Origin of the sequence: Bacteroides sp. MSB163, assembly GCF_036416795.1 — a bacterium.
In the GTDB taxonomy this organism is placed as follows: Bacteria; Bacteroidota; Bacteroidia; order Bacteroidales; family Bacteroidaceae; genus Bacteroides; species Bacteroides maternus.
In genome coordinates this window covers 1,321,648-1,346,610 of the sequence record NZ_CP143867.1, presented here as the reverse complement: position 1 = coordinate 1,346,610, position 24,963 = coordinate 1,321,648, and the positions used below count along the sequence as shown (strand labels likewise).

The 24,963-nt window shown below is 43.1% G+C and carries 12 protein-coding genes; all 12 read left to right on the top strand.

Annotated elements, in window-relative coordinates:
- The first annotated feature begins 13 nt into the window (after nt 1-13).
- Nucleotides 14-859 carry an FAD:protein FMN transferase gene (locus tag VYM24_RS04660; RefSeq protein WP_330941590.1) on the top strand — a complete coding sequence of 282 codons (846 nt, stop codon included), beginning with the start codon at nt 14-16 and terminating at the stop codon, nt 857-859.
- A 383-nt stretch (nt 860-1,242) separates the two neighbouring features.
- Nucleotides 1,243-4,572, top strand: a complete 3,330-nt coding sequence (locus VYM24_RS04655) for a SusC/RagA family TonB-linked outer membrane protein (RefSeq protein ID WP_330941589.1) — start codon at nt 1,243-1,245, stop codon at nt 4,570-4,572.
- Between the two features lie 11 nt (nt 4,573-4,583).
- A complete protein-coding gene (locus tag VYM24_RS04650) occupies nt 4,584-6,404 on the top strand; it encodes a RagB/SusD family nutrient uptake outer membrane protein (RefSeq protein WP_217712834.1) in 1,821 nt (606 codons plus the stop codon).
- A gap of 95 nt (nt 6,405-6,499) precedes the next feature.
- On the top strand, nt 6,500-8,050 hold the full coding sequence (locus VYM24_RS04645) for a sulfatase family protein (protein WP_224321031.1): 1,551 nt from the start codon (nt 6,500-6,502) through the stop codon (nt 8,048-8,050).
- Nucleotides 8,051-8,101: 51 nt separating this feature from the next.
- Nucleotides 8,102-9,064, top strand: coding sequence for a glycoside hydrolase family 43 protein (locus tag VYM24_RS04640; RefSeq protein WP_217712832.1), 963 nt, complete (start codon nt 8,102-8,104; stop codon nt 9,062-9,064).
- 187 nt (nt 9,065-9,251) lie between these two features.
- The gene (locus VYM24_RS04635) at nt 9,252-13,277 is read left to right on the top strand and encodes a hybrid sensor histidine kinase/response regulator transcription factor (RefSeq protein ID WP_330941588.1); all 4,026 of its coding nucleotides are present in this window, start codon (nt 9,252-9,254) and stop codon (nt 13,275-13,277) included.
- Between the two features lie 522 nt (nt 13,278-13,799).
- Entirely contained in the window at nt 13,800-14,903 is a 1,104-nt protein-coding gene (locus VYM24_RS04630) for a glycoside hydrolase family 88/105 protein (protein WP_330941587.1), read from the top strand.
- Nucleotides 14,904-14,954: 51 nt separating this feature from the next.
- Nucleotides 14,955-17,675 carry a glycoside hydrolase family 2 protein gene (locus VYM24_RS04625; RefSeq protein WP_330941586.1) on the top strand — a complete coding sequence of 907 codons (2,721 nt, stop codon included), beginning with the start codon at nt 14,955-14,957 and terminating at the stop codon, nt 17,673-17,675.
- Between the two features lie 9 nt (nt 17,676-17,684).
- Entirely contained in the window at nt 17,685-19,547 is a 1,863-nt protein-coding gene (locus tag VYM24_RS04620; RefSeq protein WP_330941585.1) for an FAD-dependent oxidoreductase, read from the top strand.
- A gap of 37 nt (nt 19,548-19,584) precedes the next feature.
- A complete protein-coding gene (locus VYM24_RS04615) occupies nt 19,585-20,733 on the top strand; it encodes a glycoside hydrolase family 130 protein (protein ID WP_330941584.1) in 1,149 nt (382 codons plus the stop codon).
- Nucleotides 20,734-20,797: 64 nt separating this feature from the next.
- Nucleotides 20,798-21,904: a glycoside hydrolase family 88/105 protein gene (locus tag VYM24_RS04610; protein ID WP_007211151.1), complete on the top strand. Its 1,107-nt coding sequence runs from the start codon at nt 20,798-20,800 to the stop codon at nt 21,902-21,904.
- 25 nt (nt 21,905-21,929) lie between these two features.
- Nucleotides 21,930-24,902, top strand: coding sequence for a glycosyl hydrolase 115 family protein (locus VYM24_RS04605; RefSeq protein WP_330941583.1), 2,973 nt, complete (start codon nt 21,930-21,932; stop codon nt 24,900-24,902).
- The last annotated feature ends 61 nt before the right edge of the window (nt 24,903-24,963 follow it).

Here is a 24,963-nt window from a genome sequence, read left to right as displayed (position 1 = left end):
CACACACTTGGAAATGCCGGACGTTATTCAACATCTTTATAAATATTCACCTTCCCGGGGTGGCTTGCTTTATGCCTGGTTTCCATCCATGCATACACGTGTCGATATAATGCTGTGTGGCAGGCAGGGGGAGGACGTTTTACTGTCGGTAGTCGAAGCGGTGTACAAAATGCTGTGCCGTTTAGAAAAGATGGCCAACTATTATGATGCGGATAGTGAGCTGGCATATTTGAACCGGACTGCTTCTACACATCCGCAACAGGTCAGCCACGAGCTTTATGATATGCTTACTTTCTGTGTAGATTGCCATACCCGTACCGCTGGATGTTTTGATGTAACTATTCATTCGGCTGACTATACACCCGGTTTAATCCGTAGTGTTCAACTATCACCTCAGGAGCGTACCCTTCTCTTTTTGCAAGCGGGAGTGACTATCAACCTTTCCGGATTCCTGAAAGGATATGCTTTGGAAAAAACACGGAAATTACTGCAACATTATGAAGTGAAGGATGCATTGATCAATATGGGAAACAGTTCTGTATTGGCTTTGGGGCATCATCCCTTGGCTGATGGATGGAAGGTCGGTTTTGGACAGGGCGCTGTTCCAGAGGGGAGGGAACCGCAGGAGTTGCTTCTTCAGAATGAATGCCTCACAACTTCCGGTAATGATTCGTATGAGCGAAAACATATCATCAATCCCCGGAACGGAAAACCGGTGGAAGGGAAAAGAGAGGTAGCGGTGGTTACGGACAATGGTGCCATAGGCGAAGTTTTGTCGACCGGTTTATTTGTAGCTGATGCTCGTCAGCGGGAAATATTGGAAGCGGAGTTCCGTCCGCGTTTGGTTCTTGACCTTTAAAACAACTTTTCAACTGAAGTAGTGAGATATCTAAATCGTATCTAAGTCGTATCTGAGCCGTACTTGCTCCGTACATTCTCCACTCAGAGGTACCTCTGACCGAAGAAACTACGGATTTGATACGGAGCAAGTACATCTCAGGTATTCTGTATGCAAGAATAAGTCCTGTTTGTACAAGATTTGTGTTAGAGGTATAGCCGCATACACTACTAATACCTTTTTGCCTCGATTATTCTATAAAATGATTTTTTCGTTCTATCGGAAATTACCCATAAGCGCTACCTTTGAATGGCTGGATTCAGCTTGTTAGTATCCGGAAACTATCAGGAAGAACCAGTCTTATGGAAAACTGAAAATGATGTTTAATTAAAACTTTAAATCTTATGCAGGTAAATACAAAATTCCTCGTGTGTTCGCTTATATATATGGGGAGTCTTTCTGCGAATGCGGCGGGATCGTTTTCTTTGGCAAATGAAACGGTGCACGTATCTGTCCTTTCGGCGGATCAAACAAAAAATGAACGGAACATTACAGGACGTATAATCGACGGAGATACCGGAGAGGCTCTTATTGGTGTCAGCATTCTGGTTAAAGGAGCTTCTATGGGTACGGTGACCGATGTTGATGGGAAGTTTTCATTGTCTGTGGCTACAGGAGACGTCTTGGAAATATCGTATATCGGCTATAAAAGCCAGTCGATAGTGGTTGGCAATCAGAGTGTCTTGGATCTCCGGATGATGTCCGATAACGAATTGTTGGATGAAGTGGTAGTGGTGGGCTATGGCTCTCAGAAAAAAGTGAATTTGACGGGCTCTGTTGCTACGGTTAATTTTGATGATAAGACCTTGTCGCGCCCCGTAACTACGCTTGCCTCTACTTTATCGGGTATGGTGGCCGGATTGAATGTGATGCAGACATCCAGTAAGCCCAACTCGGAATCATCTACTCTGCGTATTCGCGGTACAGGTACTTTAAATGATTCTGCACCATTGGTGCTGGTCGATGGGATGGAAATGTCGCTGAATAATGTCAATCCTAATGATATCGCTTCTATCTCCATCCTGAAAGATGCCGCTTCGTGTGCTATTTATGGTAACCGGGGTGCCAATGGTGTTATTCTATTGACTACCAAAAAAGGTACGGACGGGAAAATCAACGTGACCTATTCAGGAAAATTCTCCTACAATACACCGGCTAATCTGATCCGTATGGTTTCAAACTATGCCGACTACATGGAATTTATCAATGAGGCTTCGGACAATGCAGGGCAGGCACAGGTGTTTAGCCAAACTACCATTGATACGTGGCGTTCAGCGGCCAGCAATCCGAATGGAATATCCGAATCGGGTTACCCGAATTATGTGGCCTATCCGAATACGGACTGGTACGATGAGGTGTATAATCCGAAATTGATGCAGGAACATTCTATTACACTTACCGGTGCGGAAAAGAGAACCCGATATAGCCTGAATGCCACGTATGTGGATAATCCCGGTCTGGTAGTGAATTCAGGAATGAAGAAATATTATATGCGCAGTAATCTGGAGTCTCAGGTTACCAGTTTCTTGGCTGTGGGGCTGAATGCATGGGGATATCATGTAGATCAGGAAAGAAATAATGTTGATGATTTGAAAGGTTTGCAAATGCAGAAAAGTACACCGGGAACTTATCCGTATTACGATGGGAAATATGGAGCTCCCGAAGCCCTTGAAGAAGATCCGGTAGTCAACAATCCGGTTTATTATCTGAATAGTGCGGGAGGTTCTTATAAAACAACGAAATTCTTCGTGAACCCTTATATTAAGATTGATTTCCTTAAGAACTTCCATTTGACTTCTAACTTCTACTACGATCATTATCGGCAGGAGAATTTGTGGCATTATTCCGATTATCAGGAAAGATTTTCATTCCAGCGTGGAGAAACGATGAATGTTCTTCCTACTTCCGAATTGCTTGCGGAGTACCCTGTGAAATATTATATTGATGGAAATCAGAGCTGGAAAAATACTACCACCTTAAACTGGGGACAGATTTTCAAAGGTAAACACGATGTGGCAGCCTTAGTGGGCTATGAGGAATTCCGCAAATGGGCACGTACTACCGACATTAGTAAGAAAGGAATGCTTGATACCAGTCTTACAGACTTTGATGCATTGACGGAGCCTGATTATATCGATGGAAGCACTACAGAGTTTTCATCCCGTTCTGTCTTTGGCCGTGTTACTTATACGTATGATTCCCGTTACTTATTTGAGGCGAATGTCCGTTATGACGGTTCCTCCCGTTTTTCTCCGGAGAACCGCTGGGGTATATTCCCATCCTTCTCGGCAGGGTGGCGTTTGTCAGAAGAGAGATTCATGAAGAAGCTGAATTGGCTCGACAACCTGAAACTACGTGTTTCCTGGGGGCAACTCGGAAATAACTCAATCGGTAACTATGAATGGCAGGCTGTTTATGCTACGGCTCCCCATTATGCCTTTGGCAACAAGGAGGTCCCTGGGTTGGGTATGGGAAGCTTTTCCAACTACAATCTGGAATGGGAGACAACTACGGTAACCAACCTGGGTATCGACTTTTCTATGCTGAAAAACCGTTTGAGTGGAACAGTGGAGGTTTATAATAAGTTGACGGACGGTATCTTGTATAATCCGACTTTGTCACCCACTTTGTCTGGGTTCAGTTCTCCCCGACAGAATATTGCAGAGGTTACTAATAAGGGATTTGAAATAACCTTAGGTTGGAATGATCGGATCGGTTCTGTCTCGTACGGCATATCCGGAAACTTCTCTTACAACAAGAATGAAGTAACCAAATACAAAGGAGAACTAGTCCGCGGATGGCAGCAGAATGCGGATGGTGGTTCCACTTATTATACCAATCTGGGTGAGGTTTCAACAGGAGATTTACAGCGTGTTCTGGAAGGACACATGATCAATGAATTTTATGTGCTGAACGTATATAAAGGCGATAGAAACTATTTTAATGCCGATGGTACGGTAAATCCGAAAGGAGGGCCTTCTGACGGAATGATCCGTACGGAAGATGATATGAAATGGTTACAGGCCATGACGGATGCCGGATATAAGTTCTATCCGAAACAGGGAATCGGCAAGAGTAATATCTGGTATGGTGATATCATTTATGCAGATTTGGATGGAGACGGCATTTATGGTGACGACGATGACAAGGATTTCCAGGGTTATTCTAAAACACCGAAGTATTACTTCGGCTTCCAGACAAATCTGTCATGGAAAGGCATTGACTTCTCTATGAACTGGGCTGGTGCTGCCGGATTCAAAATCAACTGGTATCAGTCTGGTGAGAATAGCAGTATAACCTGGTTTGGATATGGAATAGGTAAAGATGTGGCTTATGACCATTACTTTTATGATCCTGAGAATCCGAATGACCCGCGGACAAACCTTACTTCGGCGAATCCCCGTCTGACCATGGATAAAGCGGCTCAGGTAAGTGCATCCGGGCAGCATATTTTGCATAATGGCAATTATCTGAAGTTGAAGAATCTGACAGTCGGCTACACGCTCCCTAAAGATTGGGTACAGAAGGTATGTATGCAAAATGTGCGTTTCTATGTTTCGGGAGAGAATCTGCTGACGATTACTAAGTTCAAAGGCATTGATCCTGAGATGATGAGTGGAGTGGGTTATGCTCCTATGAGACAATATGCTTTTGGTGTAAATGTTACTTTCTAAAATTAAATGATATGAACAAGATTAATATAAACAGAGGAAGAAGTCTGATGAAAACAATGGCCGCAGTGGTCCTTGTGGGAATGTCAACCGCAGGTTGCGTAGATATGGATTTGTCACCCAATGGAAAGCCGGCGGAAGGGAATGTATGGTCGACTCCTACCTTGGCGGAACAGACGATAGCGGGTGTGTATAATCAACTGTATGTGGATTATAGCGATGTTGCCAACGGATGGTTTGATATATGGTCCAGTACTATGGACTACGGTATAGGTATAGCTCCTACTTTTAATTTCTTATTCGCGACAAATTCTCCGAGCTCTGTTAAGGGAAGTTCTGCTCCCTGGCAGAGATTCTACAAGGGAATTATCAAGGCAAATGATGTGATTGGCAATCTGCCTACGGTCGAGGGATTTGATGAGAATAAAAGAAGCCGCTATATTTCAGAATGTATGTTTCTGCGTTGCTGGTGGTATTACAGGCTGAATATCTTGTATAATGGAGTTCCTTACTATAAGGATCCGATTAAGGATATTGATGAGGCAAAACTGGCACGTTCCACTCAGGATGAAGTCTGGGGGTATATAGTGGATGATCTGACTTCCTGTATCAATAATCCGAATCTGCCGGATAAATACAGTTCGGATGATGCCAATTACGGGCATATTACGAAAGGTGCAGCCTATGCTTTAAGAGGTAAGGTGTATCTGTGGATGAAAGAGTGGAAAAAAGCAGCTGATGATTTTCAGGCAGTAAAGGATTGTGGATATACACTCTATAAAGGTGCGGGTGAGGAGTCGTACAAGAAGCTGTTTAAGGTGGAAAATGAGCGTTGCGATGAAATGATATTCTCTTTGCAATGTCTGGACCATCCGGATTATACGCAGAAAAAGAACAGAGGTTTCGGTAACAGATGCTTGCCGCCTGACCCTTCAGGCAATGGATTGGGATGGAATAATTATATTATAAACCCGCAGTTTGCCGAGTCTTACGAAAATAGAGACGGTAGTAAGTTCAATTGGGATGACATTATCCCCGGATATAATGATATGGGCATTGATAAGCGTATGGTGTATTTCCTGCGGAATAACATCACGGAAACTGAAAGAAAGAACGCAGTAGCTGCGGGAGCTGATATGTCCCAATATGATGCTTCCGGTAACGAGGAGAGGATTAAAAAAGCTTATGAAAACCGTGATCCGAGAATGGCAATGTCTGTTATAACTCCCTATGCTTCTTTTCTTGGTGGGGTTGAAGGAACTCCTAAAGAGTATGTGATGCGTTATCCTTTCCGTTCTTATACCACATACGGAGATTTGAAAACAGATACAAGTTTGAAGTTCTATTACTTAAATCGTAAGTTTGTAGGTGAAGGATTAGAGTTACCGAACATATATTCTGAATTGGATTTGCCGTTTATCCGTTATGCGGATGTTCTGTTGAATTGGGCGGAGGCATTGAATGAATTGAATGATCTTCCGGGAGCTATAAGCAAAGTGAATGAAGTGCGCGAAAGGGCAGGAGCCCAGTTACTAGGAACCAATGAATTTACTCAGGTTACAGGAAAAACAGATATGCACCAGCGTATCATGAACGAACGCCATTGGGAATTAATAGGTGAAGACGTGATTTATTTCGATGAGATTCGTTGGAGGACCTGGAAAGATCTGAAGTTCTATAAGGATAAGGAAGGCAAAATGAACGGTATGACCCAGATATGGGGAACCAGAACTAATAATTATGCCTGGGGAGGAGATCATTACTGGAGTCTTCCGATACCGGCGAGAGAAATGCAAATGAATCCTAATATGGTGCAGAATCCGGGTTGGGATTGATATGATTGAGTCTCTGCATACTTCATAATCTCTTTATAGGGGTTATGGAGTATGTGTCGTTTTTTTATATGGTTATTAATTAAAATCAGATAGTTATGAATTTTAGAAAGCATCTTTTTTCGGGAATCGTTCTCCAGGGAATAGGTTTGTCTTTGTTTGCACAGACAGATAAACCTAATATCGTAGTGATAATGACAGACCAGCAACGTGCCGATTTGTGTGGACGCGAAGGTTTTCCTATGGATATTACTCCATTTGTCGATGAATTGGCACATCAGAACGCTTGGTTCGATAAAGCGTATACGGTTATGCCGGCCAGTACTCCTGCACGTTGTTCCATGTTTACCGGCCGTTTTCCAACTGCAACTCATGTACGTACCAATCACAATGTGCGTGACATTAATTATGCGAAAGACTTGGTAACCGTTCTGAAGGAGAATCATTATAAGACAGCTTTGGTAGGCAAAAATCATGCTTATCTGAACTCAAAGGATATGGATTTCTGGTCTGAATATTCCCACTGGGGGAAGAATAAGCCGGTGACGGAGGGAGAGCGTGCTATTTCCAAATTCTTTAAAGAGGCAGTCGGGCAGTATCTGGAACCTTCGCCTATACCTTTGAAAGATCAGCAACCTACGAGAATTGTGGATGAGGCCATAGAATGGATAGACAGCCAGAAGGACAATCCGTTCTTTGTATGGGTATCATTCCCTGAACCGCATAATCCGTATCAGGTCTGTGAACCTTATTACTCAATGTTTGCACCGGATAAGATTCCGGCTGTGAAGACTTCACGTAAGGATGTATTAAAGAAGGGAGAAAAGTATCAGATTCTGGCGGAGCTGGAAGACGCTTCTTGTCCTGATCTTGAAAGAGACCTGCCTCGGTTGCGTGGGAATTATATGGGAATGATTCGTCTCATTGATGATCAGATCAAACGTTTGGTTGAGGATCTGAAGGAAAAGGGGTTATTTGAGAAAACGATCATCGTTGTCCTGTCCGATCATGGAGATTATTGCGGTGAATACGGACTAATTCGTAAGGGAGTAGGCTTGTCTGAGTCTCTAACCAGAATACCGATGGTTTGGGCAGGCTATCAGATAAAGAAGCAACCTAAGGCTCTAGATGCGCATGTTTCGTTGGCCGATCTTTTTCCTACTTTCTGTACTGCGATAGGTGATTCAATACCGGTAGGTGTTCAGGGACGGAGTTTATGGCCTATGTTGACGGGTAAAGAATATCCGAAAGAAGAGTTCTCAAGCGTTGTTGTACAGTTAGGTTTTGGCGGAGAGGATGTTCCTTTGGACGATAACTTGACTTTCGAGCAGGAAGGTGCACTGGGCCCCAATAAAGTGGCTCATTTTGACGAACTGAATACATGGACTCAAAGTGGAACTTCCCGAATGGTACGTATGGGTGACTGGAAACTGATTATGAATAGTTATGGAAAAGGGGAACTGTACAATTTGAAGAAAGATCCGTATGAAATTAATAATTTATTTGGAAATCCCAAGTTGATAGATAAGCAGAGCGAGTTGCTGACAAAATTGTTGGCCTGGGAATTGCGTTTGCAAGACCCGTTGCCATTGCCAAGACACCGTTATCATTTTAAGCGGAACCCCTATAACTATCATTTTACTGACTAATGAAGAATGTATTCAGGTTGTGTCAATAGAGTATTATCGAAATAGAATTGTATGAAAAAGAATTTATTTCTTGTCTGTTTGTTTATGTTTGGAACATTGGCATCTTGTCAATGTTCCTCTAAAAAGAGTGCTGACAATGCTGTTGTCAATGCCACTGAAACGCCTGTGCCTTTGGGCGATCCGTTCATTTTGCTGCACGATGGAGTATACTATGCCTATGGTACGCATTCGAATAAAGGAATTGAATTTTACACCTCCGATGACTTGCTGACCTGGAAGTATGGAGGGTTGGCATTGAATAAGGAAGATTCCTGGGCGGACCGTTGGTTTTGGGCTCCTGAGATTTATTTTGTAAATGGGAAATTCTATATGTATTATTCGGCAGATGAACATATCTGTGTAGCGGTTGCGGACTCTCCCACGGGACCGTTTGTTCAGGATAAGAAGGAGCCGATGATTGCTGATGAGAAGTGTATTGACAATTCTCTGTTTATAGATGATAACGGTACGCCCTATTTATCTTTTGTACGTTTCAATGACGGTAACAACATTTGGATAGCAGAGTTGGAAAAGGATTTGATTACTATCAAGAAAGAGACAATGCATCCTTGCCTCCATGTAACTCAGGAATGGGAGAAAGTCTGGCCTCGCGTGAATGAAGGTTCCTATATTCTTAAGCATAATGGGATTTATTATATGTCTTATTCGGCTAACAGTTATGAAAGTCCATTTTATGGTGTAGGCTGTGCTACGGCTACCGATCTGATGGGTACATGGACGAAGTATGATGAAAACCCTTTATTGCAAAAGCCCGGTAAGCTGGTTGGAGTGGGGCATAGTGCTATGTTTACGGATAAAGCCGGCAAGCTTCGCATAGTCTATCATGCTCATAAAGATAAGGATAACATTCATCCGCGTGCCATGTACATCGGAGAAGTTTCGTTTGAAAATGTCGATGGAGTGGACCGCATGAGAATTAGTGAAGAGTATATAACCCCTAAACTTGTGGAATGAGGATTGTTTTGAGTCACAGAACTTCGATGAAAAGGGCTATTTTTATCGAAGTTCTGTGATAAACCGTTGTTTGATTGATTTTCTTGAATCTTAAAGGGACGATATTTCTATTTATTGAAATGTTTCTTTTATTGTTTATCGTCAAATTGGGCTATATTTGACGTATGAATCTATAAAAAGCACGAAAATGAAGAAAAGAATAATAGCCCTTATTAGTTTTCTTTGCTATATCATTTGCTGGGCACAAGCAGCAGATGAACATTACTATTTCAAAAATCTCAGCATTCAGGATGGGTTATCCCAGACTACAGTCAATGCTATTATACAGGACAAGAAGGGATTTATGTGGTTTGGTACCAAGGGTGGACTGAGCCGATACGATGGGATGTCATTCCGGAACTTTAAACGTGATATGACTGATAAACATAGTTTGGGAAACAATTTCGTGACTTGTCTTTATCAGGACAATAAAGGGAATATCTGGGTTGGTACAGATGCCGGGGTGTATATTTATTATTCTGACCAGGAGATTTTTATTCCATTTGACCGTCTGAGTGGGGAGAATACAAAGATAGAACGGACTGTTTCCGCTATTTCGGGAGATAAACAGGGCCGGGTATGGATAGCGGTCGAAACACAGGGACTCTTCTGTTATGAGCCGCAAAAAGGCCAACTTCATAATTATACATTGAATGAGTTCTCAGCCAATGTACAGAGCGTTGCTTTTGATAATAGTGGAACAATCTGGGTAGGATTTTATGGCAATGGCCTGTTCTATTCCAAGGATAATTTAAAAACGCTTCATCCTTATCTTTCCCCGAAGGATAGTGATGAGGTTTTTAAGGATGATGTTATCATGAAGATTGTTCCGGGAGCATATAATTGCATCTATATAAGTTCCATAAGAAAGGGAGTGCAGGAGTTGAATCTGACTTCCGGTAACCTGAGAAATTTGCTGTTGATGGATGAAACTGGTGAAATGGTATATAGCCGTGACCTGTTGGTAAATTCGGATAATGAACTGTGGATAGGAGCTGAATCGGGAGTTTATATCTATAATCTTCGTACGGACAAGTATGTACATCTGCATAGTTCTAAAGATGATCCTTATTCATTGTCCGATAATGCCGTTTATTCGTTGTGCGAGGATCGTGAAAGTGGCATCTGGGTAGGTTCATATTTTGGGGGAGTAGATTATTATCCGAAATCCTATACTTATTTTGAGAAGTATTATCCGAAAGATGGGGACAATAATTTGCAAGGTAAGCGGGTCCGTGAGTTTTGTCAGGATAATAAGGGCATATTATGGATTGGTACCGAAGATGGTGGCTTGAACCGTTTTGACCCGAGCACCAAGACCTTCTCATTCTTTGCACCTAGTTCCGGGTTTACGAATATTCATGGGCTCTGTATGGTGGGTGATAAGTTGTGGGTTGGAACTTTCTCTAAAGGTTTGAAAATTGTAGATACTAATACCGGTAATATCCTGAAAACCTACCAGAAAAATGATTCTCCACGTTCATTAATTGATAACAGCATCTTTGCTATTTGCAGGACAACGACTGGTGATATTTATTTGGGAACGATGTTCGGTCTGTTAAAATACAATGGGCAAACGGATGATTTTGAAAGAATTACAGAACTGGCAGGCAGGTTTGTATATGATATAAAGGAGGATTCGGGCGGTAACCTGTGGCTGGCAACCTATGCGAATGGCGCTTATTGCTATAATGTGAATGAAAAGAGATGGAAAAACTATGTGCACAATGAGGGTAATCAAGAGAGCCTTCCTTATGATAAGGTTTTGAGTATTTTTGAAGACTCCCATCGTCAGATCTGGCTGACTACGCAGGGAGGTGGTTTCTGTCTGTTTCATCCTGAAACGGAGACTTTTACCAGCTATAATTCATCCAACGGATTGCCTAATGATGTCGTTTACCAGATCGTAGAAGATGCGGAGGGTCTGTTCTGGTTGACTACGAATAGTGGGTTGGTACGTTTTAACCCTGTAACTAAACAGGTGAAGGGATATACTACGGCCAATGGATTGCTTGGCGATCAATTTAACTATCGTTCCAGCTATAAGGATGAAGCCGGTAACATTTATCTGGGTAGTATTGATGGATTTATTGTATTTAATCCTAAGACATTTACAGAGAATAAGAACCTGCCGCCGGTGGTGATTACCGATTTTATGCTGTTTAATAAAGAAGTTCGTGCCGATGAAGAGAATACTCCTCTTGATAAGAGCATTACTTTCTCGGACAGCATTGCCCTTCAGGCTAATCAGAACTCATTTTCCTTCCGTATTGCAGCCCTGGGTTATCAGGTGCCGAAAATGAATAAATTGATGTACAGATTGGATGGCTTTGATAAGGACTGGATAACTGTGGGGGAAAGCCCTATTGTGACTTATTCCAATCTGTGGCATGGTGATTATCAGTTTCGTGTGAAAGCATCCAATAGTGATGGTATTTGGGGACCTGAAGAACAGTTGTTATATATCCATATCCGTCCTCCTTTTTATCTGTCCATCTGGGCTTATTGCATTTATTTATTGTTGTTTATTGTTTGCTTTGTATATACTTTCTGGTATTTCAAGCAACGTAGCAGCAGGCAGCACCGTCGTCAGCTTGAGAAGTTCGAACAGGAAAAAGAGCGTGAGATTTATAATGCCAAGATAGATTTCTTTACGAATGTAGCACATGAAATCCGCACTCCGCTGACATTGATAAAAGGACCTTTGGAGAATATCATTCTGAAAAAGCATCTGGATCCGGAAACTCATGAGGATCTGAATATCATGCAGCATAATACGGAAAGGTTGCTGAACCTGACGAACCAACTTCTGGATTTCAGAAAGGTAGAGAGTCAGGGATACAGTCTGAACTTTACCAAATGTGATATTACTAATGTTTTGAGAGAGACTTATATGCGATTTAGTTCCCTTTCGCGCCAGAAAGGTCTCGACTTTACATTGGAGTTGCCGGATGAAAACTTCTGTGCGCATGTCAACCGTGAAGCTTTTACGAAGATTATAAGTAATCTTTTAAATAATGGAATGAAGTATGCTGATAGTTATATGCATATAAAGCTGGAGGTAGATCAGGAAAAGCAGGCTTTCTATGTGGTGACTAAGAACGACGGAGTAATCATTCCTGATGAGATGAAAGAGGAGATCTTTCAGCCTTTTGTCCGTTTTAGCCAGAAGGAAGAGGGAAAGGTTACTACAGGCGCGGGTATCGGTTTGGCTCTTTCCCGTTCGTTGGCAGAGCTCCATCGCGGTACTTTGGTCATGGTTCAGGGAGAAGAAGCTAACATTTTCCGCTTGACACTTCCTATCACTCAGGATATGGTCATAGCTTTGGATTCTGATGTAGAGAATAAAGATGCAGAGTTGCAAGCGGAAACATCCGGTGAATCCTATCCGGATGATAAATTGGAAGGGAAACATTCGAAAGAAAGCAAACATATGGTTTTGGTTGTAGAAGACAATCCGGAAATGCTCGCTTTCATCGAACGTCAGTTATCGTCTCAGTATGCTGTAATCACCGCTACCAATGGTAAAGAGGCTTTGGAAGCTTTGGATAGTAATTTCGTAAATCTGGTGGTGAGTGATGTCGTTATGCCGTTGATGGATGGTTTTGAACTTTGCAAGACTATAAAATCGAATGTAGGTTATAGCCATATTCCTATTATACTTTTAACTGCAAAGACAAATATCCAGTCTAAAATTGAGGGAATGGAACTGGGAGCGGACTCTTATATTGAAAAGCCTTTTTCACCGGAATATCTCCTGGCTGTGGTTTCCAATCTGATAAATAACCGGGAGAAGCTTCGCAGGGATTTTGCTAAATCTCCTTTTGTTGCGGTCAATACAATGGCATTGACTAAGGCTGATGAAGAATTTATCAAGAAGCTGAACGAAATAATTCTTTCTAACCTGTCAAACCAGGAGTTCAGTATGGATGATATGGCAGAGAGCCTGAATATGAGTCGTTCCAGTTTCTATCGTAAGATGAAGGGAGTATTAGACTTGAGTCCCAATGAGTATTTACGCATAGAACGTTTGAAGCGTGCCGCCCAATTATTGAAAGAAGGTGAGAGCCGTATCAATGAAATCTGTTATATGGTCGGGTTCAATTCTTCTTCTTATTTCTCTAAATGCTTCCTGAAGCAATTTGGGGTACTTCCGAAGGATTTTGCCGGCTAAAGGGGGCATCCGGAATTTTCGGTGTATGAGTTAAATCATCGGTATTGGAAGTCTTGAACGTCTTTCTTTTTTCTGTTCGTTTTGCATCTATATGTTGGTGGCGTTGGATATATAGATACAACGTATTGGATATATAGATGCAACACATTGGATATATAGATGCAATACGTCCGATATATAGATGCTGCACGCCCTGTCTATACAACTAATCGCCGGGAAAGTTTAAACTCATGCGACGCTCCGGCTAAAGTATGTAAGAAGTAACTTGTGCAAAGAAATGAGATTTTTCAGTAAGTTCAGGATGACGGAGTGAACAAATTTATTGATGACTGATATTTAATGGCTTTATTTGGAATAAAATTGTGGCTTTTATGCGATTTTGAGATGTTTTTTCTATTTATTGGAATGCTTATTTCGTATTGAGAAGATACTGTGCGCTATCTTTGTAACCGTCTCATAAGAGATTATACCATGATAACAATTATGTGTTTCTTAATGTCTAATAAATAAAGAATTAACCTTATGTGTAAGAAGTCGTTATTATTGCTGTTTTTACTTCCTTTTCAGTTCGTGTTCGCTCAAACAAGTTTATTGACCGATTTTCCTGAGGGATATACTCCTAGAGAAGTCGGTAAACGTCTTGCATATCATTTTGTAGATGGAAAGCACATGCTTCATATTGGAAAGTGGATTAGTTATCCGGAAACTTTTACCTGGAATGGAGGGTTAAAGTTTGCTGCACTTACCAATGATCAAGAGCTTGTGAAGCTTTTGCAGAACAGATTTGAACTTCTGTTCACAACAGAAAAGGCTCTATTGCCTATCATGAATCATGTGGATGTAAATATGTTTGGTAGCTTACCTTTGGAACTGTATAAGATTACAAAGGACCAACGCTATCTGGAATTGGGTCTTCCTTATGCCGATACTCAATGGCAACTCCCTGCAAACGCCAAACCGAAAGAAAGAGAATGGGACCGGAAAGGTTATTCCTGGCAGACCCGTTTGTGGATTGACGATATGTACATGATTACTATTGTGCAGACTCAGGCTTACAGAGTTACTGGTGATCGTAAATATATAGATCGTGCTGCAAGAGAGATGGTGATGTATCTGGACGAACTGCAATGTCCGAATGGCCTTTTCTATCATGCTCCGGATGTTCCTTTCTATTGGGGAAGAGGTAATGGATGGATGGCTGCCGGTATGGCTGAATTGTTGAGCAGCTTGCCCGAAGACAGTGAATATCGTCCACGTATTCTGCACGGTTACCGTACCATGATGAAAAGTCTGAAGAAATATCAGTCTTCAAACGGTTTGTGGCATCAGTTGCTGGACCATCCCGATTGTTGGCTCGAAACCTCGGGATCTGCCATGTTTACCTTTGCTTTCATTAAAGGAGTGAAGAATGGCTGGTTGGATGCCAAGGAATATGCACCCGCTGCCCGCAAAGCATGGATGGCTATGGTGAAATACATAGATGAAAATGATAATGTGAAATCTGTTTGCGAAGGTACCAATAAGAAGAACGACAAACAGTATTACTATGATCGCAAACAAAATGTAGGTGATTATCATGGACAAGCTCCTTACCTCTGGTGTGCCGTTGCACTTTTGGAGGAATAAGATAGCATTACTTTAATAATCTCATATCGAAAATCTATTTATACTTATAAGATGAACATAAGCAGTTGGGTGAAGGCCCTTACCTTTGTTGTACTGTTGTTTTCCTATTCGACAGTAGTAACCGGACAAACCAAAGTAAATGATGTCAGAGACTCTGAACGCCTCTGGCTCGACTCGGAAATTACCCATAATGGAGACTATCAGTGGAAAATGATAAAGGCAGGAGATGTAGCAGATCCTGGAGAAAAGGTATCATTGTCAGATTACCCGACCGCGAACTGGTTGCCTGCCATTGTGCCCGGTACAGTTCTGAATTCATTGGTACATAACCGGAAATATCCGGAACCTTATTACGGAATCAACAATAAGATCGAATCCAAATTAATACCGGATATCTCTGAAACCGGTCGTGACTTTTATACCTACTGGTTCCGGACTGAATTTACAGTTCCCAAATCATTTGAAGGAAAACATGTCTGGTTGCAAGTGGATGGTATCAACTATCGTGCCGAAGTATGGGTGAATGGAAATCTGCTCAGTACTATTAAAGGTATGTTTATGCAGGATTATATTGACGTGACTGACTTTGTGAAGATAGATAAGGCTAACGCATTGGCTATAAAAGTATATCCGGTTGATGTTCCCGGCAGTGCCAAACCCAAATCCTGGGGTGCAGTGGGTGAGTTCCACAATGGTGGAAACGGAAATATCGGATTGAACACTACTATGCTGATGACCGTAGGCTGGGATTTTACTTTCATGGATGGTATCCGCGACCGTAATACGGGGATCTGGAAAAACATCTCTCTCTATGCTACTGGTAAAGTAGCGTTACGTCATCCTTTTGTGAAGTCCGAACTGCGTAAACCCGGTTACGACCAGGCACGTGAGTTCATTTCTGTGGAAGTTATAAACCCTACTACCGGATTTAGCGGAATTAATTGTACGGTAAGAGGTGAGATTACAGGTGAAAATATAACTTTCGAGAAAAAGCTTAAAGTTTTGCGTGGAGAAGAGAAAATCTTGTCTTTTTCTCCGGATGAATTTCCTCAATTAGTGATTAACTCTCCTCGTTTGTGGTGGCCTGTGAACAAAGGTCCTCAAAACCTGTATGAGTTGAAAATGACCGTATCCATCGATGGAGTAGTTTGCGACTCGGTTAAAACAAAATTCGGTATTCGTGAGATTACTTCCGATACGAATACTCCTGATAAGTCACGTGTCTTTTATGTCAATGGCAAGCGTCTCTTTATTCGTGGAACGAACTGGATACCGGAAGCTATGTTGAGAACTTCTGACGAGCGTACGTATGCCGAACTGCGATATAGCCGTCAGTCGGGTGTCAATCTCTTACGCATGTGGGGAGGTGGTATTGCCGAATCCGACTATTTCTTCCAGTTGTGTGATGAGATGGGACTGCTGGTATGGCAGGAATTCTGGATGACGGGTGATACACGCCATCCGCACGATAAGGGCAATTATCTGGATAATGTGGCATCTACTGTGAAACGTATCCGCAATCATCCTTCTCTGGCTTATTATGTAGCCTCTAATGAAAGTACCGAGGTTACAGGTACCCCTGAATTATTGAACAAGCTGGACGGTACGCGAGGATATCAGATGCAGTCAGAATGTGCCGGAGTGCATGATGGAAGTCCGTATAAGCAGGTGAATCCGATGCAGCATTATGAAAATACGGCATCTCCGCGTGGAAGCCGTGTCGATGGTTTCAATCCGGAGTATGGTGCGCCTACACTTCCCACAGTGGAGATTCTTCGTGAGATGATGGATGAAAAAGATCTCTGGCCTATCAATAAAGAGGTGTGGGATTATCTGGATGGAAATGGTTTCCACTTAATGACTACCATGTATACTGATTTGGTGAACAACTATGGAAAGTCATCCTCTATTGATGAGTTTGCTCAGAAAGGACAATTGTTGGGTGCCATTAACTCAAAGAGTATCTGGGAAGTGTGGAATTACAATAAGTTGGATTATGGTGACCGCTTCTGTTCCGGACTCTTGTTCTGGTATCATAACTGCTCCATGCGTCAGGTATCTTCCCGTATGTGGGATTGGTCTTTGGAACCCACTGCTTCTTTGTACCATACAGCCAATTCATTGGAGCCACTACATGCCCAGTTCGATTATCTGAAGAATACAGTGTCTGTGGTGAACGATTATTATCGTTCTTTTAATAATTACAAAGTGATAGCACAGGTATATGATATCAATAGCCGGAAGGTATTTGAAGAATCTGCTCCCGTGAATCTTCCGGAAGATGGAGTAGCCAATGATGTATTGACCATCCGTTTTCCTGAAAACATCTCTCAGGTTCACTTTATCAAGCTGGTGCTGAAGGATGAGAAGGGTAAAGACGTTTCTTCCAACTTTTATTGGAGATCAAATGATAAGTATGAAGGCAGTAAGACTCTGACCGGTCCTGCATCTTCAGGATTTGAAGACTTGAGTCAGCTGAAAGCGGCTAATGTGAAGCTCTCCTATAAAGCGCGTCAGGCAGACGGTCGCTATTTCGTAGACATTACATTGAAGAATACCTCCGGTGGTATCGCTTTCTTTAATCAGTTGCAATTCCTCAATTCTAAGATGAGTCCGATACGCCCGTCGTTCTATTCGGATAACTTTTTCTCTCTGGTTCCGGGTGAAAAGAAAACTGTCACCATTGAAACGGCGGAAGAAAAGTTGACTGAGGGAGCTGTTCTGGTATTGAAGGGTTGGAATGTAACTACTCAGAAGTATAAACTCAAATAAAAAAATGACGTGAAGAGATTTCATTTTCTTACTGTTTTGTTGCTGCTCAGCTGGGGGATATCCGCTCAAAATCATTTTGATATTGTGGTGGTAGGCGGTAATCCCGGTGGCATAATGGCGGCGATTGCAGCGGCCCGGCAAGGCAAGACCTCGGTTATTTTGGAACGTACCCAACATATTGGAGGACTTCCGGCCAACGGACTGGGAGCTACTGATATTGCTACCCGGGAGGCAACTACCGGTCTGTTCATGGAGTTTACTTCCAGAATCAAGCAATACTATACAGAACGGTATGGAAAGAACTCTCAGCAGCTGAAGGATTGCAGTGACGGCTTTCATTTCGAACCGTCTGTTGCAGCCTCTATCTATCAGGATATGCTGAACGAACATAAGGATAAGATTACCGTGCTTCTTATGCGGCAGTTCGATGCTGAAGATCAGAATATCACTCTCAGAAACGGGCGCATTGAAAGCATCTGTATACTGAATCGTGAAAATGGAGAGAAAGAACTTTATCAGGGTGACATCTTTGTGGATGCCACTTATGAAGGTGATCTGGGTGCTGCGGCAGGTGTGCCTTTCCGCGTAGGTAGGGAAAGCAAAGCCGAATTCGGAGAACCCGGAGCTGGAAGAACCTATGAATACTGGAAAAGCCAGCCAGCCAGTGGCAGCACAGGAGAGTCTGATAATGCAGTCCAGGCATATAACTATCGCCTTTGCCTGACTAATGATCCTGATAATCGTATTCTCTTTCCGAAGCCGGCATCGTATAACAGGAACGAATATGTTTCACTGATTGAAGATGTATGGACCGGAAAGAATACTCAACGGGCCATGCTGAAAGTGACCGGTGAAATGATGGAAGAAAACCGTCGTCATATTGCTGGCGGCAACCAGACTAAGCTTCCAGGAGACAGTTGGGGAATCAGAAAACTGAGCAGTATCGTGAAACTGCCTAATCAGAAGACAGATGGCAATAATCAGCATGCTGCATTTATCTCTACTGATCTGCCGGAAGAGAACTGGCCTTGGCCTACTTCTTCCTGGGAGTGGAGGGATAAGTTTGCCAAACGTCTGAAAGATTATACATTGGGTTTATTCTGGTTTGCCCAGAATGATCCGGAATTGCCGGAGCATTTCCGTAAAGCAATGCTAGAATGGGGATTGGCTAAAGACGAATATCAGGATAATGAATATTTTCCCCGCCAGGTCTATGTACGTGAAGGAAGACGCTTTGAAGGAGTTTACTTCTTTACTGCTAAGGACGCTTTACCCACTGCACCGGGCAAACGCCCGCCTTTGCATGGCAGTAGCGTGACAGCCAGCCATTATGCACTCGATTCGCATGCTGCCAGAAAGCGGGAAGCCGGAAGAGTACATTTGGATGGATTCATCAGCTACCCTACAGCAGTGTATACGGTGCCCTTGGGCGTGATTCTACCCCGGAATGTAGATAATCTGCTATTACCTGTACCTGTATCCGGTTCGCATATCGGATTCTCCACATTGCGTATGGAGCCATGTTGGATGGCATTGGGGCAGGCGGCAGGTATCGCTGCTTCACTGGCTATTGATTGTAAAGTGGCTGTGCAGGATGTGGATATGTCCATGTTGCAGGATCTGCTGATCGATCAGAAAGCAACGCTGATTTATTTTCGTGACTTGCGTCCGGGAGACCCTGATTTCCATTTAGCTCAATATATGGGATTGAGGGGGTATTTGCCCGGATGGGATGCGGATTTGCAAGGAACGGTCGATGAAAAGACATTGCAGGACTGGAGTACACTATGTGGGTTTAAGCCCCGGGCTGTTCCCGGAAAAACAACCAGATTGGAAGTATTGACCGAGATTTATAAACATATTCGTCAATAAAACGATAACTTTAACCATGCGAAACATAGATATTAAGATGAAGTTAAAACTCATAGTCGGTTTGATAGGAGTGCTGTCATTGAGTAGTTTTTCTACTCTGCCTTCTTCAGATGATACCGATAAGAAAGAACAGGAGAACTGGGTAATTGGCCCATTCCATCGTCCTGAAGGTGTCAATCCTGTACTCACTCCACAGCCTACCTCTTTCTATTGTCCGATGTGCAAGGAACAGGTGAAGTGGGAGGAAAGTGATATTTTCAATCCTGCTGCCACCGTGAAAGATGGAAAGATTGTCGTGCTCTATCGTGCTGAAGATAACTCGGCACAAGGCATCGGGAAGAGAACTTCCCGTATCGGGTATGCCGAAAGCGTGGATGGAGTAACTATGAAGAGATTCGACAGCCCGGTACTTTTCCCCGGTGGAGATGAATTTGAGAGTATAGAGTGTCCGGGTGGTTGTGAAGATCCGCGAGTGGCAATGACCGAAGACGGATTATACGTGATGCTTTATACGGCGTGGAACCGGAAGACTCCCCGTCTTGCGGTAGCTACTTCCAGAGATTTGAAGAACTGGACCAAGCACGGTCTTGCTTTTGAAAAAGCGTATGACGGGCGTTTCGCCAGAATTGCTACCAAGTCAGCCTCTATGCTTACCAAGGTGAAAGGTGGGAAACTGGTTATCGATAAAGTAGATGGTAAGTACTTCATGTATTGGGGAGAATATGCCGTGCATGCAGCTACTTCCGACAATCTTACAGACTGGTATCCTGTGCTGGATGAGAACAACGAATTGTTGAAAATAGCCAGGCCGCGTAACGGATACTTCGACAGCCAGATGACTGAATGTGGTCCTCCTGCTATTCGTACCAAACAAGGCATCGTATTGATGTATAATGGTAAGAATGATAAAAAGAGAGGCGATGCAAATTATCCGGCAGGTGCTTATTGTGCTGGTCAGCTCCTGCTTGATTCCAAAGATCCTTATAAAGTATTGGGGCGTTTAGACAAGCCTTTTTTCATGCCCGAAGCTTCTTTTGAGAAGAGTGGGCAGTATAAGGACGGAACCGTGTTTATCGAAGGATTGGCCTATTATAAGAAGAAGTTATATCTTTATTACGGCTGTGCAGACTCCAAAGTGGCGGTAGCCGTGTGCGACGACACCAAGAAACTATTGAAAGTGAAGTAATATCAACGGATATTCCAGAGAAAGTAAATTATTGTAATGTTTAATAGATAGAATTCAAATTGTTATGTACAAGAAAGTATTCGCATTATTATTTTTATTATCATCTTTCCAGTTGCTAATCGCTCAGACTAGTCTTCTGAAGAATTTTCCCGAAGGGTATACTCCCGATGAAATCGGCAGACGTATTGCCTACCGTTTTGTAACCGAGAAACATGCATTGCATGCCGGAAAATGGATTGGTTATCCTGAAACCTTCTATTGGAACGGTTCTCTTAAATATGCGGCGGCGGCCAAAGACAAAGCGCTCATCAAACTTTTGCAAGCCAGATTTGAGCATCTGTTTACTACCGAAAAGGAGTTGTTGCCCATCAAGAATCATGTCGATCTGAATATGTTCGGAAGTTTGCCTCTGGAGCTTTATTGGGTGACGAAGGATGAACGCTACAAAGAACTGGGATTGCCTTATGCCGATACCCAATGGGAAGTTCCCGAAGATGCCAAACCAAGTGAGAAGGAATGGGCAGAGAAGGGCTATTCGTGGCAAACACGTCTTTGGATTGACGATATGTACATGATTACCATTGTACAGACACATGCCTACAAAGTGACCAATGATAGCAAATATATAGATCGTGCAGCCAAAGAGATGGTGATGTATCTGGATGAATTGCAACGTCCCAACGGTCTCTTCTATCATGCACCGGATGTGCCTTTCTATTGGGGACGCGGAAACGGATGGATGGCAGCAGGTATGGCAGAATTACTTCGTTATTTGCCCAAGAAGCACAAAGACCGTCCCCGCATTATGGAAGGTTACCTGACTATGATGAAAAGTCTGAAGGAATATCAGAATCCGGAAGGTCTGTGGAATCAGTTGCTCGATGATCCTGAATGCTGGACTGAAACATCGGGTTCTGCCATGTTTACTTTCGCTTTTATTACAGGTGTAAAGAACGGATGGTTGGATGCCAAAGAATATGCTCCGGCAGCCCGCAAGGCATGGATGGCTTTGGTGACTTACCTTACCGAAAAAAATCAGGTGAGAGAAATCTGTGTCGGTACCAACAAGAAGAACGACAAGCAATACTATTATGACCGTCCGCGCCGTACCGGTGATTTTCATGCACAAGGACCTTACCTTTGGTGTGTGGTTGCCCTGATGGAGAAGTAACTTATAAATTATCAATAAATAAACCATGAGTATTTTTAAATCTGTTTTATTAGGAGGCATGTTGCTGCTGAGTTCTTCAGTGGCGTTGGCTCAGGTTTCGCTATCGCAAAATAGTAGTGGACCCAACGTATTCAGTCTCGTAGGCAAGAAGGATAAAGCCTGCGTGTACTATGACGCACAAGATTTTGAAGTTGTAAAAACAACGGCGGGACTATTTGCGAATGATGTGAAAGAGGTGAGTGGACAAATCCTAGGCGTTGCTACTACCAAGGAAGCTCCTCAGAAGAATTGTATTATTGTCGGAACCTTGGGGCATAATGAATGGATTGACCAGATGATTGCAAAGAAGAAACTGGATGTGGAACCTTTGAAGAATCGTTGGGAAAGCTATCTGGTACAGCTCGTTCGTAATCCGCTTCCTGGTGTAGACAAGGCATTGGTTATTGTGGGTAGCGACCGCAGAGGTGCTGCTTACGGATTGTTGTCTGTGTCGAGAACTATCGGTGTATCTCCCTGGTACTGGTGGGCAGACGCTCCCATTGTAAAGAAGGATCAGTTACACCTGAAAGTAGATAAATATATATCTAAAGAGCCTACTGTGAAGTACAGAGGTATTTTCATCAATGATGAAGACTGGGGCCTCTACCGTTGGTCTAAGAGAAACTTCGAGAAAGAAGTGGGTAACTTCGGTCCCCGGACTTACGCTAAGGTTTGCGAACTGTTGCTCCGTCTCCAGGCCAACTATTTGTGTCCGGCCATGCACGATGCGTCTATGGCATTTCACCGCATTCCCGAGAACAGAGTGGTTGCAGACCGCTTTGCCATCATCATGGGTTCTTCTCATTGTGAACCGTTATTGTTTAATACCGCAAGTGAATGGAAACGTGATAAAATGGGTGAGTGGGACTACATCAATAATAAAAAAGGTGTAGACAGCGTGTTGAATGCACGCGTGAAGGAATGTGCTCCCTTTGAAAATGTATATACGCTGGCATTGCGCGGACTGCATGACAGAGCCATGAATGCAAGCAATGATATGGGCGACCGGAAAGATATGCTTCAGGAGGCTCTGATGGCCCAAAGACAGATGTTGATTGATGCCATCGGTAAACCGGGTGAAGAGATTCCCCAAGCATTTACTCCCTATAAAGAAGTGCTGGATGTATATGACGAAGGTCTGGAATTACCGGATGACGTAACAATTATCTGGCCGGATGACAACTATGGTTATATGAAACGTTTGAGCAGTCCGAAGGAACAGAAACGTTCGGGTCGTTCGGGTGTGTACTACCATTCTTCTTATCTTGGCAAGCCTCACGATCATCTTTGGATGAACACGGTTTCTCCTACATTGATGTATGAAGAACTTCGTAAAGCGTATGATGCAACGGCGGATCGCATCTGGTTGCTGAATGCCGGTGATATCAAATCCTGTGAGTTCGCTGTAGATTATTTCCTGACAATGGCTTTCGATATTGATGCTTTTAACTTTGAAAGGGCAGCCAACTACCGTACTGAATGGTTGTGTGGTATGTTGGGCGACCAATACCGTAACGAATATCAGGATGTGGTTAATTCTTTCTATAAGCTGGCTTTCGCACGTAAGCCCGAATTTATGGGGTGGGGTTACCAATGGACTACTGATAAGCATGGGAGAGAACGGAATACGGATACGGATTTCTCACTTACCAACTATCGTGAGGTAGACAATCGTTTGAATGAATACCGCCGTATTGGAAGCACCGTAGAGAAGATCCTGAACAATATGTCGGACGAGAAACAAAAAGCATGTTTCTACCAGTCACTGTATTATCCGGTGAAAGGGTGCGAATTGTTGAACAGAATGATACTGGACGGACAAAGAAACCGCTGGTATTCTATTCAGCAGAGAGCATCAACCAAAGAACTGGAGAAATCAGCGAAAGCCTGTTACGACAGTCTGGAAGTAATTACCAACGGCTATAACTCGTTGCTTGGCGGTAAGTGGGATCATGTGATGACGATGAAACAGGGATTTGCCGCTGCTTATTTTGAACTTCCGAAATTGAGAGACGTTGAATTGGCGCCTACTGCTTCTTTAGGCGTAATGGCCGAAGGTGAAGCTGTGCTGAAAGGCCTTCAGAGTTTCCACTCATTGCCATGTTTTAACACTTACTTGCGCCAGTCCTATTATGTAGATGTATTCAACAAGGGCGCTACTCCGCTGAAATGGAAAGCTGCTGTAACAAATGACTGGATTTTGGTTAGCAAGAAATCTGGAGAGACAGCTACTGAAGATCGTATTGAAGTTTCTATCGACTGGGCGAAGGTTCCTGCCGGTGAAAGAATACTCGGAACACTGGATATCACTTCTGATCGTGGTGAGAAGGAAAGTGTCTATATCTCCGTCTTTAACCCTACCTCTCCTTCATTGGCCGAAATGGATACGCTGTTCGTTGAAAACAACGGATATGTTTCGATAGATGCGGCAAGTTTCCACCGTAAAGTGGAGAGTGATGCCATTAAGATGATTATGATTCCGAACCTGGGATGCGAGAATACAGCTGTACAGTTGGGTAATCCTATCGCTCCGGCACAACGTACCGCAGGACGTAATACACCGCGCCTGGAATATGATTTCTATACGTTTGAGCAGGGATCAGTAGATGTTTATACGTATGTGCTGCCTACATTCCCCATCAGCAAGGACAGAGGATATGCCGGACATGAAGCAACGAATGTTGAAACCAAATATGGTGTATGTATAGACGAAGGTCCGGTAATGACTCCATCTACTTCTTCTTTCGAATATGCACAGATATGGTATGAAAGCGTATTGAAGAATTGCAGAATCAACAAGACCACTCTCCATATCGATAAACCGGGTAAGCATACGGTGAAAATCATCTGTGGAGATGCTGGAACAGTTCTGCAAAAGGTTGTGTTGGACTTTGGCGGTATGAAGCGTTCCTATATGGGACCGCAACCTACCAGAAACGAACAAGAGGTTGCTAAATAAAAGCCATTGTGAACGGTGAATAGAATTGCTTCCTTGCTTGAATAGCTGGAAATTCTTTAAA

Bases quoted from the DNA above. Each gene is read 5' to 3' on its own strand.
- VYM24_RS04640 (WP_217712832.1), top strand. From the start codon at position 8,102: ATGAAAAAGAATTTATTTCTTGTCTGTTTGTTTATGTTTGGAACATTG.
- VYM24_RS04610 (WP_007211151.1), top strand. From the start codon at position 20,798: ATGTACAAGAAAGTATTCGCATTATTATTTTTATTATCATCTTTCCAG.
- VYM24_RS04645 (WP_224321031.1), top strand. From the start codon at position 6,500: ATGAATTTTAGAAAGCATCTTTTTTCGGGAATCGTTCTCCAGGGAATA.
- VYM24_RS04650 (WP_217712834.1), top strand. From the start codon at position 4,584: ATGAACAAGATTAATATAAACAGAGGAAGAAGTCTGATGAAAACAATG.
- VYM24_RS04630 (WP_330941587.1), top strand. From the start codon at position 13,800: ATGTGTAAGAAGTCGTTATTATTGCTGTTTTTACTTCCTTTTCAGTTC.
- VYM24_RS04660 (WP_330941590.1), top strand. From the start codon at position 14: ATGCCGGACGTTATTCAACATCTTTATAAATATTCACCTTCCCGGGGT.
- VYM24_RS04605 (WP_330941583.1), top strand. From the start codon at position 21,930: ATGAGTATTTTTAAATCTGTTTTATTAGGAGGCATGTTGCTGCTGAGT.
- VYM24_RS04615 (WP_330941584.1), top strand. From the start codon at position 19,585: ATGAAGTTAAAACTCATAGTCGGTTTGATAGGAGTGCTGTCATTGAGT.
- VYM24_RS04635 (WP_330941588.1), top strand. From the start codon at position 9,252: ATGAAGAAAAGAATAATAGCCCTTATTAGTTTTCTTTGCTATATCATT.
- VYM24_RS04625 (WP_330941586.1), top strand. From the start codon at position 14,955: ATGAACATAAGCAGTTGGGTGAAGGCCCTTACCTTTGTTGTACTGTTG.
- VYM24_RS04655 (WP_330941589.1), top strand. From the start codon at position 1,243: ATGCAGGTAAATACAAAATTCCTCGTGTGTTCGCTTATATATATGGGG.